17 protein-coding genes are annotated in these 16,319 nt (G+C 36.9%); all 17 read left to right on the top strand.

The annotated features are described in order from the left end of the window. The first annotated feature begins 36 nt into the window (after positions 1 to 36). The 17 genes from AB3219_RS08485 to AB3219_RS08565 all read left to right on the top strand — a co-directional run bounded on the left by AB3219_RS08485 (position 37) and on the right by AB3219_RS08565 (position 16,316). Entirely contained in the window at positions 37 to 1,404 is a 1,368-nt protein-coding gene (locus tag AB3219_RS08485) for an ISLre2 family transposase (protein ID WP_216763232.1), read from the top strand. Between the two features lie 150 nt (positions 1,405 to 1,554). Beyond that, entirely contained in the window at positions 1,555 to 2,526 is a 972-nt protein-coding gene (gene pfkA, locus AB3219_RS08490) for a 6-phosphofructokinase (RefSeq protein WP_057806074.1), read from the top strand. Positions 2,527 to 2,597: 71 nt separating this feature from the next. Further along, positions 2,598 to 4,361, top strand: coding sequence for a pyruvate kinase (gene pyk, locus AB3219_RS08495; RefSeq protein WP_367369400.1), 1,764 nt, complete (start codon positions 2,598 to 2,600; stop codon positions 4,359 to 4,361). 96 nt (positions 4,362 to 4,457) lie between these two features. Next, positions 4,458 to 4,913: a DUF441 domain-containing protein gene (locus tag AB3219_RS08500; RefSeq protein WP_216754314.1), complete on the top strand. Its 456-nt coding sequence runs from the start codon at positions 4,458 to 4,460 to the stop codon at positions 4,911 to 4,913. A gap of 15 nt (positions 4,914 to 4,928) precedes the next feature. Beyond that, on the top strand, positions 4,929 to 5,798 hold the full coding sequence (locus AB3219_RS08505) for a S1 RNA-binding domain-containing protein (RefSeq protein ID WP_057806068.1): 870 nt from the start codon (positions 4,929 to 4,931) through the stop codon (positions 5,796 to 5,798). A gap of 8 nt (positions 5,799 to 5,806) precedes the next feature. Next, on the top strand, positions 5,807 to 6,694 hold the full coding sequence (gene xerD / locus AB3219_RS08510; RefSeq protein ID WP_216754294.1) for a site-specific tyrosine recombinase XerD: 888 nt from the start codon (positions 5,807 to 5,809) through the stop codon (positions 6,692 to 6,694). Between the two features lie 90 nt (positions 6,695 to 6,784). Next, positions 6,785 to 7,144 carry an N-acetyltransferase gene (locus AB3219_RS08515; protein WP_216762961.1) on the top strand — a complete coding sequence of 120 codons (360 nt, stop codon included), beginning with the start codon at positions 6,785 to 6,787 and terminating at the stop codon, positions 7,142 to 7,144. Further along, positions 7,137 to 7,910: a ScpA family protein gene (locus tag AB3219_RS08520; RefSeq protein WP_216754296.1), complete on the top strand. Its 774-nt coding sequence runs from the start codon at positions 7,137 to 7,139 to the stop codon at positions 7,908 to 7,910. The genes AB3219_RS08515 and AB3219_RS08520 overlap by 8 nt, the downstream gene beginning before the upstream one ends. Continuing rightward, a complete protein-coding gene (gene scpB, locus AB3219_RS08525; protein WP_216754297.1) occupies positions 7,900 to 8,502 on the top strand; it encodes an SMC-Scp complex subunit ScpB in 603 nt (200 codons plus the stop codon). The genes AB3219_RS08520 and scpB overlap by 11 nt, the downstream gene beginning before the upstream one ends. Further along, positions 8,492 to 9,208, top strand: coding sequence for a pseudouridine synthase (locus AB3219_RS08530; protein WP_057806061.1), 717 nt, complete (start codon positions 8,492 to 8,494; stop codon positions 9,206 to 9,208). The genes scpB and AB3219_RS08530 overlap by 11 nt, the downstream gene beginning before the upstream one ends. A 5-nt stretch (positions 9,209 to 9,213) precedes the next feature. Then, positions 9,214 to 10,281, top strand: a complete 1,068-nt coding sequence (locus AB3219_RS08535) for a helix-turn-helix domain-containing protein (protein WP_216762960.1) — start codon at positions 9,214 to 9,216, stop codon at positions 10,279 to 10,281. After that, positions 10,271 to 11,737, top strand: coding sequence for an ATP-dependent DNA helicase RecQ (locus AB3219_RS08540; protein ID WP_216762959.1), 1,467 nt, complete (start codon positions 10,271 to 10,273; stop codon positions 11,735 to 11,737). The genes AB3219_RS08535 and AB3219_RS08540 overlap by 11 nt, the downstream gene beginning before the upstream one ends. A gap of 60 nt (positions 11,738 to 11,797) precedes the next feature. Continuing rightward, positions 11,798 to 12,430 (top strand): LysM domain-containing protein, encoded by a 633-nt coding sequence (locus AB3219_RS08545; RefSeq protein ID WP_057806057.1) that lies wholly within the window; start codon positions 11,798 to 11,800, stop codon positions 12,428 to 12,430. 22 nt (positions 12,431 to 12,452) lie between these two features. After that, on the top strand, positions 12,453 to 13,130 hold the full coding sequence (cmk, locus tag AB3219_RS08550; RefSeq protein WP_057806054.1) for a (d)CMP kinase: 678 nt from the start codon (positions 12,453 to 12,455) through the stop codon (positions 13,128 to 13,130). 82 nt (positions 13,131 to 13,212) lie between these two features. Beyond that, positions 13,213 to 14,451 (top strand): 30S ribosomal protein S1, encoded by a 1,239-nt coding sequence (gene rpsA, locus AB3219_RS08555; RefSeq protein ID WP_057806052.1) that lies wholly within the window; start codon positions 13,213 to 13,215, stop codon positions 14,449 to 14,451. A 72-nt stretch (positions 14,452 to 14,523) separates the two neighbouring features. Beyond that, the gene (der, locus tag AB3219_RS08560) at positions 14,524 to 15,834 is read left to right on the top strand and encodes a ribosome biogenesis GTPase Der (protein ID WP_057806050.1); all 1,311 of its coding nucleotides are present in this window, start codon (positions 14,524 to 14,526) and stop codon (positions 15,832 to 15,834) included. Between the two features lie 206 nt (positions 15,835 to 16,040). After that, on the top strand, positions 16,041 to 16,316 hold the full coding sequence (locus tag AB3219_RS08565; RefSeq protein WP_046871107.1) for an HU family DNA-binding protein: 276 nt from the start codon (positions 16,041 to 16,043) through the stop codon (positions 16,314 to 16,316). Positions 16,317 to 16,319: the final 3 nt, after the last annotated feature.

Genomic DNA, 16,319 nt, shown 5'->3' on the forward strand with positions numbered 1-16,319 from the left:
ATCGACGAAGATTAAAGGAAAGGATACAGGTCTTTCATGTATATTTTAGCAGATTTTATTGAATCATTGGGAAATTTAGACAGTTTATTTGATTTAGAGGAGCAGGTAATTCTTCATCTTAGGAAGTCATTCCAGCTGGTTGTAGCTGAATATCTGAGGCAATTAGATGAAACGCTCGTTCCATCAATTCCGGCGGAAAATACATTCATTAATCGACAGGCTAGAACAATTGAGTTTATGTTTGGGGCCGTTAATTTTGAAAGAAGATGTTATCTTCGACCAAATGGAAGCTATTACTTCCCGTTGGATGAACAGCTTCAGTTGGAAGAAAGAAAAAGAATTTCACCTTATTTTAAAAGTGTCGTTGCCAAAATTGGGCAAACGACAACGATGAGAAATACGGCAGCGATGATCAATCTGGCCAGTCAGACGGATATTAGTGCTTGGTCAGTAGACCGAATTATCAGAGACATGGCAGATACCGTGAAGACAGAAGAAAAATCGTCCGAAAAGAAAATAGTTAAGAGACGAAAAGTTGAGAACTTAGTGGTTGAAGGCGATGCCTTTGAGATACACAAAATTAATCGACGAAGACAGGACGTCCACCATTACATTGTTTTTGAATCAGGTTTAGATGGAACAAGATCAAACAAAGTTGAATTCGTTGGTATCAATCAAAAAAAGGTTCAAAAACGAGTAACTGACTACATTGAGAAGTATTATAGAATCAGTGAAATGACCGTGTTTACAGCAAGTGATGGTGGCCCAGGGTATAATCCGGAAAGTATGCGAGAAATAGTTCCGAGTGCTCAAAGAGTTGAATTTACTATCGATCGGTATCACTTTGTCAAAAAGATTAAACAAACCTTTGGTTTATTTAATCCATTGGTTGAAAAGGCCGTTAAGAGCGTTAGCTTGTATGATCAGAATCAGTTAAACGTTATTTTAGATACGTTTGAGTCGCAAATTAAAACTGATAAGGAGCTTGAGAGCCTAAGAACCCTAAGGCAATATTTGGCAAGAAATTGGCAGTTTATAAAGTCTCCACACGATCGTGGCTTCATGAAGATCGGCAAATTAGGATCCATTGAAAGCTCACACAGAGCGTATACGTATCGGATGAAAAAGCAAGGTAAAGTATGGTCCGAAAAAGGCCTTGAAGCTATGTTGAAATTAATTGAAGCTCGGGTAAACGGTAAGCTGAATAAATACTTACGTGGTGGTTTAAGAAAGTTACAAGAGATAAGGATTGAGATAGCGACGGAACCATTGAAGACGTTGAGTTCAGCCCAGCTGAGCAGCAAACACCATTCTAAGCATATTGGCGTTCTTGCAGGTAAAATACCAGTTGATGCCCCAACAAGTAGCCCCATCGGAGCAATAGCAAAAATATTTTCAAACTAAGAATTATGTATAAATATTTGGTTGATTATAAGGTACCTAGGAAAACTTGACACATACTTTTTATCAAGAATACAGACATTCAATTTCAAAAGTGGTAAAATTATACTTGAAGTTTGTGAAACTCAATAATTTTTTACTTGAGGTGAAGAAATGAAACGCATTGGTATTTTAACTAGTGGTGGCGATGCACCAGCTATGAATGCTGCAATTCGTGCGGTTGCACGAAAGGCACTTAGCGCAGGACTTGAAGCTTACGGAATCAACTACGGTTTCGCTGGTTTAGTTGCCGGAGATATTCATAAGTTTGCTGCTGCTGATTTGGACGACTCAATTGATGAAGGTGGAACATTATTATATTCTGCTCGTTATCCTGAGTTTGCCCAAGTAGAAGGACAGTTGAAAGGTATTGAACAACTAAAGAAATTTGGAATTGATGCTTTAGTTGTTATCGGTGGAGACGGCTCTTATCACGGTGCCTTACGACTCACAGAACATGGATATAACACAATTGGTCTTCCGGGAACAATTGATAATGATATTCCATATACTGATTTTACAATTGGTTTTGACACAGCTTTAAATACGGCTGTTGAAGCAATTGATAAAATTCGCGATACTGCAAAAAGTCACCAACGAGTTTTTGCAGTGCAAGTAATGGGTCGAGAAGCTGCTGATATTGCACTTTGGGCAGGTGTTGCAACTGGCGCAGATGCAATTGTAGCTCCGGGTCATGATTATGATGTTAAAGAAATTGCCGAGAAACTCAAGCGTAATCGAGTTGATGGTAAGGATTATGGCATTATTGTCATTGCAGAAGGCGATGCAAATTCTGATGCTGCACCTGAGTTCTTAGAAAAGCTCAAGCAGTATGGTGATTTTGATGCACGTGCCGTTGTTTTAGGACATGTTCAACGTGGTGGTCGTCCAACTGCTCGTGATCGTGTTTTAGCTAGCAAGATGGGTGCTTATGCCGTTGAATTATTGTTAGAGGGTAAAGGTGGTCTGGCAGTTGGAATCTTAGACAATAAGGTTCAGGCTCATGACATTACTGATTTATTCAACGCAAAGCATCAACCCGATTCTTCGTTATATGAGTTGAATCAAGATCTATCATTTAAGTAAAGAAATTTTTAAATTCTGGTAAAAACGACGTTAAAGTCTTTTTATAAACTAATCAAGGGAGAGATATAGTTATGAAGAAAACCAAGATTGTTTCAACACTTGGTCCTGCAAGTACATCAGTAGATACAATTGTTAAATTAATTGAAGCTGGTGCAAATATTTTCCGTTTCAACTTTTCACATGGTGATCATGCAGAACATTTAGACCGCTATAACAAAGTTATGGAAGCAGAAAAGATTACTGGAAAAACTGTTGGTATCTTGTTAGATACTAAAGGTGCCGAAATTCGTACCACAGTTCAAAAAGACGGTAATCAAGAATATCATACTGGTGATAAAGCACGTATTTCAATGGATGACTCATTAGAGACAACTAAAGATAAGATTGCTGTTACTTACGCCGGTTTATATGATGATGTACATGTTGGTGGCCATGTGTTGTTTGATGATGGTTTACTTGACTTTAAGATCGACGAAAAAGATGAAGAGAATAAAGAATTAGTTGTTCATGCTATGAACAATGGTGTTCTTGGCTCTCGTAAAGGAACAAACGCACCTGGCGTTTCAATTAATCTTCCTGGAATTACTGAAAAAGACTCAAGCGATATTCGTTTTGGTTGTGACAACATGAACATTAACTTTATCGCTGCAAGTTTTGTTCGTAAACCTCAAGATGTTTTGGATATTCGTCAACTTTTGGAAGAAAAAAATATGACTGATGTTCAAATCTTCCCTAAGATCGAATCACAAGAAGGTATTGATAATGCCGATGAAATCTTGAAGGTTGCTGATGGAATTATGGTTGCTCGTGGAGACATGGGTGTTGAAATTCCAGCAGAAAATGTTCCTTTGGTTCAAAAATCATTAATCAAGAAATGTAATGCACTTGGTATGCCCGTTATTACAGCTACTCAAATGTTAGATTCAATGATTGAAAACCCACGTCCTACACGTGCTGAGGCATCTGATGTTGCTAATGCCGTTTGGGATGGTACTGATGCAACAATGCTTTCAGGTGAAAGTGCTAATGGTGCATACCCTGTTGAAGCTGTTGCTACAATGGCCAAAATTGATGAAAAAGCTGAAAATGCTATGGCTGAAGACGGAAACTTGCAAATCAACAAGTTTGATCAGAGCGATGTTACTGAAACAATTGGTGCCGCTGTTGCACGTGCTGCAAAGAACTTAGGTGTTAAGACAATTGTTGCTGCAACAGAATCTGGTTACACTGCAAAGATGATTTCTAAGTACCGTCCAAATGCTGATATTTTAGCTATCACATTTGACGAACGCACACGTCGCGGTTTAACCGTTGAATGGGGTGTTCACCCAATCATTACTGAAAAACCATCAACAACAGATGATATGTTTGATTTAGCTGCTAACAAGGCTGTTGATTTAGGCTTTGCTAAAGAAGGCGATTTGATTCTTATCACTGCTGGTGTTCCAGTTGGCGAACGTGGAACTACTAATATGATGAAGCTTCAATTGATTGGTTCTAAATTAGCATCTGGTCAAGGTGTTGGTGATGAAACAGTTATTGGTAAGGCTGTTATCGCTTCTTCTGCAAAGGAAGCAAACGACAAAGCTGTTGAAGGCGGTATTCTTGTTACAAAGACTACTGACAAAGACTACTTACCAGCTATCGAAAAATCTAGCGCTTTAGTCGTTGAAAACGGTGGTTTGACATCACACGCTGCAGTTGTTGGAATTTCAATGGGAATTCCAGTTATTGTTGGTGTTCAGAATGCAACTTCAATTCTTTCAGATGATGAATTAATTACAGTTGATTCACGTCGTGGTGTTATTTACCATGGTGCTTCAAACGCTATCTAAATTGCGTTATTTATAAAGTAGTATTAATGAAAAGACCGCTGTTATTGGACAGCGGTCTTTTTAATACATAGTTGAATGAAAGGTGTCGATTTTAAAATGGAAAACTGGTTGTTCTTAATTGGTATTCTAGCAATTGCTGTTTGGGGAAAAAATCAGTCATTAGTAATTGCAACTTCCATTGTGCTCATACTGATGTTGATTCCAAATTCCCAAAAAATTTTACAACTTGTTGAAAAACAAGGAATCAATTGGGGAGTCACAATAATTTCAATTGCTATTCTTATTCCAATTGCCACCGGACGAATTGGTTTTCAAGATCTAATTAATGCTTTTAAATCACCAATTGGCTGGATTGCCGTATTTTGTGGTATATTAGTGTCAATTCTTTCGGCTCGCGGTGTCGGTTTCCTTGCTGTGTCTCCTGAAGTAACCGTAGCATTAGTTTTTGGCACCATCCTGGGGGTTGTTTTTCTGAAGGGCATTGCCGCTGGACCAATCATTGCTTCTGGAATCGCATACTGCATTCTTCAATTAATTAATATAAAAATTTAACATTAAGGAGTTATCATGAATAATTTATTAGGTCGTGTTATTGATACCAAGATGACTGATGAAAACGAAAACTACTACTTTCTTCAAAATGGTGGGGTGGTTTTTCAATTAGACAAAAAAGAACCTGTCAAGCCTTTACATATTGGCGGTCATTTTCAAGGATTTGCTTATGAAAATGAAGACCATAAATTGCAAATCACCGCTAATTTACCCAAAATTCAAGTGGGTCGAATGGGGTTTGGTACGGTTGTGCAAAGTCGACGAGATTTAGGTGTGTTTGTAAATATTGGTTTACCAAATAAAGATATGGTAGTTTCACTGGATGAATTACCAACCATTAAAAGTCTGTGGCCACAAAAAGGTGATCAGCTAATGATCAGTTTACGAATTGATCATAAAAATAGAATGTGGGGAACTCTCGCAGATGAAGCTACTTTTCAAGAAATTTCTCAAAAAGCTCCCCAAACTTTGAAAAATAAGAATTTAAAAGCTACGGTTTATCGTTTGAAATTAGTAGGAACTCTGGTAATCACAAAAGACTATTATTTAGGCTTTATTCATCCAAATGAACGAGATCAAGAGCCTCGTTTGGGTGAAGAAGTTTCTGCCCGAGTTATTGGTATTCATCCAGATGGCACTTTGAATCTTTCTTTAAAGCCTCGTAGTTACGAAGCGATTGGTGATGATGCAGCTATGCTTTTGGCCATGCTACAACATGATGAGACTCATGCGCTTCCATTTACAGATAAGAGTAGCCCAACTGCCATTAAAACTGAATTTGGTATCAGTAAAGGTCAATTTAAACGTGCCGTAGGTCATCTCTTAAAAGCTGGTGTCGTTAAACAAGAAGATGGCCAATTAAAACTAAAAGAAGAAGCCCAGTGAGTTAAAAAATGAATAATGAACTTCAAGATTATTTACACGCTCTCTTAGTAGAACAGGGATTGGCACAAAACACAATAACTTCTTACCAACAAGAATTAACCGAATTTTTTTCATTTCTAAAAGCACAACAAATCACAACATTTAACCAAATTGATCGTTATACAATTTTGGGTTATTTAAAATTTTGTGATGATCAAAAAAAATCAAGAAATTCGATTATTCACACAGTTACAAGTTTACGCCAATTTTTCAATTACCTGATGGCGGAAAATAAAATTAAAGCTGATCCCATGTTGAAAATAGACACGCCTAAATCTGCACATCACCTACCACAAGTGCTAAGTGCTGCAGAAATTGAAGCTTTGTTAAAAGTACCAGATACTCACAAAAAACTTGGCGTACGAGATCGTACGTTATTAGAGGTCATGTATGCAACTGGTTTACGGGTTAGCGAGGCTGCCAATCTTAAAATGGATGATTTACGGCTAGAAATGGGATTGATTTCAACCATTGGAAAGGGCGATAAACAGCGAATTATTCCAATTGGTGATGTTGCCATTCAGTGGTTAGAGGAATACACAAAAGACGCAAGGATTCAACTTTTACATGGTAAAGAAAGTCCTTATGTATTTTTAAATAATCATGGTCATCAGTTGACAAGACAAGGTATTTGGAAAAATTTAAAAATTATGGTAAAAAAAGCTGGCATAAAAAAAGATGTCACACCACATACACTGCGCCATTCTTTTGCAACTACGTTATTAGAAAATGGTGCTGATTTAAGAACTGTTCAAGAACTATTAGGTCATGCCGACATTTCAACAACCCAAATATATACACATGTCACAAAAAAGCATTTAACAGAGGTTTACAACAAATACCATCCACGCGCATAAGTAAAATTGTCGCCACCTTTAAAATATGGTAGAGTTATTAATAATACTTATGTTTTGAATTGAACAGACCCCTAGGAGGCTGAGTTCAACTTGTTAGTAAAATATAGAGATTCGTTCCAAAAAATAGTTATGGGATTACTATCGTTTATTCCAGGCCTAAAAGATATTGATCGCATTAACCATGAGTTAGAATGGTATGCGGCTACTGACGATCGTAATTTATATCTTCAAAAAAATGAAGATGGTGATTTTATTGGTTTGGTTGGCGTTGAAAAACAGGATAAATATTTAATGATTCATCATTTGGCTTTTATTCCTCAACAACAAACTAAAGAAAATGAAAATCAAATTTTTAATTCGCTGGCAAATTACTATCCAGATTTACAAATGATGGGAACTATTGAAACGACGCCTGCGTTAGCAAGGTGGGAAAAAGAAAAAAATGAATAGTTCAGCAAATGAACAGCCGGAAACACTACCAAATGTAAAAATAAATGACTTTGAAGGTCCATTAGATTTGTTATTACATCTTATTAAACAGGCCAAAATGGATATTTATGATATTCAAATTTCTGAAATCACTTCCCAATATTTAGGCTATTTGCACAAGAATCAACAATTAAAGTTAGATATTGCTGGCGAATATCTCATTATGGCCGCAACCTTAATGAGAATTAAAAGTAAACTGCTTTTACCAACCGAATTTGATTCTGAAGATAGTCCGGAAGAGGATACAGATCCACGTTTAGATCTGGTCAATCAGTTAGTTGAATATCAAAAATATCAGCAAGCTGCTAAAGCATTACAACACGAAGAAAACAAACGTGATCAATTCTATACACGTGAAGAAGCAGCCGTTCCTGAGGGAATGCAATTGGCACATTTAGCTCCAGGACTCACATTAACCATGCTTCAGCAGGCGTTTCAAAAAGTATTAATTAAGCAAGAAAATGATCAACCAATTCACCGCACTGTAACTGAGGATTCAGTTTCAATTGCACAAAGAGTCAAGGTAATCGAAACCTCTCTTCTTCAACATCCAGATGGTGTTAGTTTTGATTCACTCTTCGAAGCTAACGTAAGTGTAACTGGAGTTGTTGTTACTTTTATGGCCATGCTAGAAATGGTAAAAAAACAAAACATAACTTTCCAACAGGATGGACGATTAGGTACCATCAAATTATTCAGTTTAGGTGAAATTAGAAATGGCAAGTAACATACAAAAAATTGAAGCCCTTTTATTCGTCAGCGGTGAAGATGGACTAAGTCTCGCCGATATTGCAGAAATGACGGGTTTTATGAAACCGGCAGTAACAACTATGTTGGATAACCTAGCCAATAAATATGAGAAGGACCCTGATTCGGCTTTAACCGTTTTAAATTTTGGACATCGTTATCGCTTGGCCACAAAAGCAGAAGTGGCCACAGTAATAAAAAACTATTTTGATGCCCCACAACTAACTAAATTGTCACCTGCATCGCTTGAAGTACTTGCAATTGTGGCCTATAAGCAACCAATAACAAGACTTGAAATTGATGAAATTCGTGGTGTACAGAGTGGTTCCATGTTGCAAAAACTAACCATTCGAAATTTAATTAGTGAAGCAGGGCGACTAGATGAACCTGGTCGACCGATTATTTACCAAACAACCGATTATTTTTTAGATTATTTTGGATTGACAAATCTTCAGAGTTTACCAGCCTTGCCAAATATTCAATCTGATAATTTAAATAATAATGGCGATTTGTATTTAAAACAATTTAATGAAAAATTACACGAAAATGAGGCAAAATCGGATGGCAAATGAACGATTGCAAAAAGTAATGGCAGAAGCGGGAGTTGCTTCTCGCCGAAAATCAGAAACTTTGATTACTACTGGCCATGTTAAGGTTAATGGCCAAACAATTAAAATATTGGGAACCAAGGTGGATGATGACGACGAAATCGAAGTTGATGGCATCCCGCTTCAACGTGAAAAACTTGTATACCTTCTTTTTTATAAACCAAGGGGTGTAATATCAAGCGTTAAAGATGAAAAAAATAGAAAAACCGTCATGAGCTACTTTCCAGATGTACGTCAACGAATTTATCCCGTTGGTCGTTTAGATTACGACACGTCGGGCATTTTGCTAATGACCAATGATGGTGCGTTGGCGAATAAATTAACTCATCCAAAATATAAATTTGAAAAAACTTATGTTGCCAAAGTTGAAGGCATTCCGACTAATGATCAATTAGAAAAATTGCGCCATGGAGTGCGAATTGATAAAAAACTTACGGCACCTGCAAAAACAAGGGTCATGAGTTCTGATTTAGATAAAAAAACGGCTATTGTAGAAATCACAATTCATGAAGGTCGTAATCATCAGGTTAAAAAAATGTTTGAAAAAATTGACCATCCAGTAATCAAGCTAAAGCGTGAAAAATACGGATTTTTAACTTTAGATGGCTTGCAATCTGGTGAATGGCGCTCCTTAAAACTCAATGAAATTACTCGACTAACACAACGGTAGGTAAAATGAATAACGAATTTAACTTTTCATACTTTTTATTACAATTTTTAAGTACCGATGACTGGCGCCGTCCAAAAGTATTGCTAAACAATTTAATTGGGAGAAGAACTGTATCTAACATTTTTTGGGGAATACAATACGGTCTTCTGCCTTTTTTTAATTTATTTCCTAAATTGACGGCGACTGATTTTGAAAGGGCAATAAACTTACTTCAAGAAAAGAAACTAATCGAAAAACAACAAAATGATCAAATTCGATTAACTACGGCTGGTAAACAAATGCAACAAATTATTCAAGAAAGTATTGTACAATTTCATCTTTCGGGAATGGGTTTACATACCAACTTGGAAACCGTGCAACAATGTCTAAACTTAGTCATTCAAATTACATCTGAGTTTTCCTATAAGAATAATCGATATTACCCCTTGCAATATACTGGACAAGTTATGGCAAGAAGTAAACAGTGGTTTCTAAAAAATAAGTCTGATACGTTACCGGAACAACTACAAGCAGAATTTACAGCGTTTCTAAATACCATTCCAACCGAAAAAGCTGACATTTTCACGAATAGTTTTATTGGTCATAATGATTATGGTTTAACGGATGCGCAATTTGAATCTATCTTAGATCTAACCTCGTTTGCGTGGCATCTTCAAAAATTAACACTTATTGCTGATTTTATTCGATGGGCATTAGATGATGCAAAAACGGATCATTTTTTATGCAATCAAATTGTATTGCCTTGGATTACACCATCACCACTTTCAACCAGCAGTTTGCGTTCATATCAGCTTTATTTAAAAACCAAAGATCTTCAAAACGTTGCTACATTAAGGCATGTAAAGCTTAATACGGTTAAAGAACATTTATTGGAAGCCGCTATGTTGACAACTGATTTTCCTTTTAATTTGTTACTGCCTAAGTCAATTTCAACAGATTTAAAAAATTATTTGACCACTTATCAGGTTAGCCAATGGCAATTCGACGAAGTTTTAAAACGAGATGCTCGTTTTTCTTTCTTTGAATTTCGCTTATTACAAATTGAAAGAGGGCAAATTCAATATGCAAATTGAAGCGCATGATCTCTATAAAGTTTTGCAAGCTAAATTTGGCTTTTCTACGTTTAAATTGGGACAACTTGAAATTATTCATCATCTTTGCAATTCAAAGAATGTTTTGGCCGTGTTACCTACTGGAACTGGAAAATCTTTAATTTATCAATTACTCGGATACTTATTAAACCGTCCAGTTCTCGTTATTTCACCTTTAATATCATTAATTGATGATCAGGTAGCTCGTTTGAATAGGTTAGGTGAAAAACACGTGGTGGGGCTGACCTCAAAATTAGACCACAACCAACGTGAATTTACGTTAAACCATTTAAGAAATTATCGATTCATCTATCTTTCTCCTGAAATGGCGACTCAACCTGAGGTTTTAAACGCACTGAAACAACTAGATTATGGTTTATTTGTTATTGATGAGGCTCACTGCCTATCACAATGGGGACCGGATTTTCGACCAGATTATTTAAAGTTAAAAGACCTTTTAAGTCAGTTAGGATCTCCAACAACCTTAATGTTGACAGCCACAGCAACCAAATCAGTCCGTGAGGATATTCTTAAAAAAATGGGATTTCACTCAGATCAGGTTGAACAAGTAGTATATTCAGTGGATCGCCCCAATATTTACTTAGATGTAGAACATTGTGAAACTCCAGCTCAAAAAAACAAAAAACTATTTAAATTACTAAAAATGATTAAAGGTTCAGGAATTATTTATTTTTCAAGTAAGAAAATTGCTAATCAAATGACTGAATTAATTGCTCAACAAACTGACCGTTCGGTGGCCGCTTACCACGCTGATGTTAGCCTACAAGATCGTTATCGCATTCAACAACAATTCATGTTAGGAAAAGTGAATGTTATTTGTGCAACTAGTGCGTTCGGGATGGGAATTGATAAGAATAATGTGCGTTTTGTTATTCATTATCATATGCCCGGAAATCTAGAAGATTACTTACAAGAAATTGGTCGAGCTGGTCGGGATCAGCAACCAAGTATTGCAATTCTTTTGTACACGGCAGGTGATGAATACATTCCAAGCACGCTTAACATGAAAGGTTTTCCAAGTGCAAGTAATGTGCAAACTTTTTTTGCAAAACCGGAAAGTCGTGCATCTTTTGAACCTGATCAAAAACAATTACTGACTTACTATCATGACCAGCATAAGTCTGCTCAAGAAGTAAGCCAGATTTTTGAGAATCGTCAAGTAGCTAAACAAAATAGTTTGATGCAAATGCTAAATTTTGTAAATGAAGAAAATTGTCTACGTAATAACTTGCTAACTCATTTTGGTGAACAAGAGGTTACTCATAATGCTAATTGTTGTGGTATTGATTGTGTATTCGAAGCGGTTGCGACACTTAAGCTCACGGAAACAAGCGAAGTGGAGCAAGATTCAAATCAAAGTCTATCTTTAGTTCCGTGGCAAACCAGGTTAAATCAATTATTTTCACAGAAAAAGTAAACACGGAAATTAACCAATATGTTACAATTGTTCTGGTAGTTTTTTCTAGGAGGAATGAGAATGAGTCAAAATAAAAATACCAATTCTGATGATAAACAAACGGAAAAACAACGATCTAGTACTGATAATCCTACGAGTTCACCTTCGAGACGAGCAAATCGTAGATCATACCGTTACACTAAGTTAATTGTTACGGTGGTCGGAATTGTGGTTGTTTTGCTATTCATTTCACCAATTGTGGTTTATAAATACAATCAAAATAATTTTAATCGACCACAAACTGATGCACAGATTGCTTCATCAAAAAAGAAGGCAAGTGCTTCCAGTAAGGCGATTGCAGACAAGGCTGCAGCTAAATCTTCAAAAAAACTGGCCAGTTCAGTAAGTGAAAGTAAGTCTAAGGCTGAAAGTGCATCTAGTAAAGAAGCAAAAAGTAGTTCATTAGCTGCTGCAAGTTCCAAGTCTTCAGCTAGCTCATCATCAAGTACTTCTACGAGCTCAAGTTCTTCCAGTTCTTCGACCTCTAGCTCCTCAAGTAGTAGTACAACCAAAAAGTACGTAACCGTTCCTGCAGGCGAAGGCTTATATCGAATTGCCGTGAACAATGGTATTTCACAACAAAAATTAATGGAACTTAACGGATTAACTAGTAGTTCCGAACTAAAACCAGGTCAACGTTTACGAGTTAAATAATTAAATGGGGAGTCGTTTATTCATGGAAAAACAGAAGATACAGGTTGCCATTGACGGTCCAGCATCCGCTGGAAAAAGTACGGTGGCCAAATTAGTTGCAAAGAATTTTGGTTATATTTATTGTGATACTGGTGCCATGTACCGTTCGGTAACACTGAAGGCCATTCAAAATCATCTCAGTTTAAGTGATGAATCCACCATTGTTGCAATGTTAAAACAGACAAAAATTTCTTTTACACCTGGAAATCCCGTTCAACATGTATTTGTGGATGATAAAGAAGTTACGGAAGATATTCGTCAACCAAACATCACTAATTCAGTTTCAACAATTGCCAGTTTGGCTGGTGTGCGTACTGAGTTAGTTAATCGCCAGCGAGAAATCGCTAATCAGAATAGTATTGTGATGGATGGACGTGATATTGGCACAGCAGTTTTGCCTAATGCACCAGTTAAAATATTTTTAATTGCTAGTGTTTCAGAACGGGCAGAACGACGTTACAAAGAAAATATTGCTAAGGGTATTGAAACACCATTAGCACAATTAAAAAAAGAAATTGAAGTTCGTGATCATAAAGATTCAACCCGAAAAGTGTCACCTTTAACTAAGGCAAAAGATGCAATTGAAGTGGATACAACTTCAATGACAATTGAACAAGTGGTCAATGAAATCACAAAAATCATTAATCAGCGAATAAAATAGAAATTCTAATTATTTAACTAGCTTTTATCGACAATTTCAGCTATGATAGAATAGTATAGTGTTGTTAAGGAGGAAATTCGTAATGAGCGAAAACGAATCAGGTCAAAATAATGATTTATTAAACGCACTTAACAGTGTGGAAGAAGTAAAAATCGGTGATGTTGTAAAAGGTGAAGTTTTAGACATTGACGATGACAAACAAGTTATTGTGGGAATTGAAGGTACCGGTGTTGAAGGCGTAGTTCCATTGCGTGAGCTCTCAACTGCTCACATCGATGATATCAATGACGCCGTTAAAGTAGGCGATAAGTTGGATCTCGTTGTTGTTTCTAAAATTGGAAATGACAAAGAGGGTGGCAGTTACTTACTTTCACATCGTCGTATTGAAGCTCGCAAGGTTTGGGATGAAATTCAGAAAAAAGCTGATGACGGTGTTGAAATTGAAGCACCTGTTACTCAGGTTGTCAAAGGCGGTTTAGTTGTTGATGCTGGTGTACGTGGATTTATTCCAGCTTCAATGATTGAAGATCGTTATGTAGAAGATCTTAATGTATACAAGGGTCAAACATTAAAATTGAAGATTGTTGAAGTTAATCCTGCTGACAATCGTCTAATTTTATCTCATAAGGCAATTGTACAAGAAGAAAATGCTGCTAAACGTGAAGAATTAATGTCACATCTCACAGCTGGCGACATTGTTGAGGGTACTGTAGCTCGTCTTACAAACTTTGGAGCTTTTGTTGACCTTGGCGGTGTTGATGGATTAGTTCATGTTTCTGAAATTGCTTATGAGCATGTCAACAAACCTTCTGACAAATTAAAAGTTGGTCAAAAGATTAATGTGAAAGTTCTTGCAATTGATGAAGATCGTGGTCGTATTTCATTATCATTAAAGCAAACATTGCCTGGACCTTGGGATGATATTGAGGAAAAAGCAGCAGCCGGTTCTGTCTTAGATGGTACTGTTAAACGATTAACTGATTTTGGAGCTTTTGTTGAAGTATTCCCTGGCGTTGAAGGTTTAGTTCATATTTCACAAATCTCACACAAACATATCGACAGTCCTAGCGATGTATTAAAGACTGGTGATAAGATTAAGGTTAAGGTTTTGGAAGTTCATCCAGATGCACATCGATTGGCACTTTCAATTAAAGCTTTGGAAGAGGCTCCTAAATCAGAACCAAAACAACGTAATTCTCGCAACAGTCGTCCTGCAGCTAATAACTACAAGAACGATGCACCTGAGGAAAGTACTGGTTTTACATTAGGCGATTTGATCGGTAATGAACTTAAAGGTAACCAGGATAATGACGAAAAGTAATTTAAAATAACAATTACTGGGGCTGTGATTATTTCACAGCCTTTTTTATAAACTAGAAAGTGAGGTTCTACTATGGCAAATCCAATTGTTGCCATTGTTGGCCGTCCCAATGTGGGAAAATCAACAATTTTCAACCGGGTAGTAGGAGATCGAATCTCAATTGTCGAAGATACTCCTGGTGTAACTCGAGATCGTATCTATGCTCACAGTGAGTGGATCGGACATGAATTTAGTGTGATCGATACTGGTGGTATTGATATTAGTGACGAACCTTTTGTCAATCAAATTCAGGATCAAGCAGAAATCGCGATTGATGAAGCAGATGTGATCGTTTTTCTCGTTAGTGTTAAAGAAGGCATTACAGATGCTGACGAAAAAGTTGCGCGTATTTTATATAAAGCAAATAAACCTGTCATTTTAGCCGTTAATAAGGTAGATAATGCAGAACTACGTCAAGAGATCTATGACTTTTACAGTTTGGGTTTTGGGGATCCATATCCAATCTCAGGTAGCCATGGATTAGGTCTAGGTGATCTATTAGACGCTATTGTCAAAGAATTTCCTGATTCTAAAACTGATGAGAAAGATGATTCAATTCGCTTTAGTTTAATCGGCCGTCCGAACGTCGGTAAATCATCCATTGTAAATGCGTTATTGGGAGAAGATCGTGTCATCGTGTCTGACATTGCAGGAACGACTCGAGATGCAATTGATACCAAGTTCACAACTCCTGAAGGAACTGACTTTACGATGGTTGATACTGCAGGTATGCGTAAAAAGGGTAAGGTTTACGAAAATACTGAACGGTATAGTGTTATGCGCGCAATGAAGGCCATTGATAATAGCAATGTGGTTTTAGTAGTTCTTAATGCAGAAGAAGGCATTCGAGAACAGGACAAACGAATTGCGGGTTATGCGCATGAAGCTGGTCGTGGAATTATTATCGTGGTCAATAAGTGGGATACCCTGAAAAAGGATAATCATACGCTTCATGAATTTGAAGCTGGCATTCGCGATCAGTTTGCTTATCTGAGCTATGCACCGATTATTTTTGTTTCTGCAGTTACTAAACAACGCTTAGCTCAATTGCCAGAATTGATTGCACGTGTGGATGAAAACCATCGGCGTCGTGTCCAGTCATCAACACTTAACGATGTGATCATGGATGCCATTGCAATTAATCCGACACCTAGTGATAACGGCAAGCGTCTTCGTGTGTACTATGGCACCCAAGTAAGTACAGAGCCACCAACATTTGTTATTTTCGTAAATGATCCGGATATGATGCATTTTTCTTATGAAAGATTTTTGGAAAATCGAATTCGAGAAGCCTTTGATTTTTCCGGAACTCCAATTCATTTAATTGAACGTCGTCGTAAGTAATTGTCAATTATTTCCTTATTTTTTATCGAAAACGTTTAGTTTTTAGACAATTCGCATTAAAACCCTTGTCATAACAGCCTTCCTGTGATATCTTTGAAATTGAAATAATACCGTTCAGGGTTATTGTTTCGTTAATCTTGGACCACTCAAGGTTGACAAGTTGATGATTAATTCATCAATTCAATTTTACCTAGGAGGTGAATCACATGGCAAACAAAGCTCAATTAGTAGATGATGTTGCATCAAAAACTGGTTTAACTAAAAAGGATGCTGCCGCAGCAGTAGATGCTGTATTTGGCTCAGTTCAATCCACATTAGCAAAGGGCGAGAAAGTTCAATTGATCGGTTTCGGTAACTTTGAAGTACGTCAACGTGCTGCACGTAAGGGACGTAACCCTCAAACTGGTAAGGAAATTCAAATTCCTGCTAGCAAGGTACCTGCATTCAAGCCAGGAAAAGCATTGAAGGACGCAGTTAAATAATCT

It is taken from the genome of Pediococcus ethanolidurans (assembly GCF_964062635.1).
Taxonomy (GTDB): Bacteria; Bacillota; Bacilli; order Lactobacillales; family Lactobacillaceae; genus Pediococcus; species Pediococcus ethanolidurans.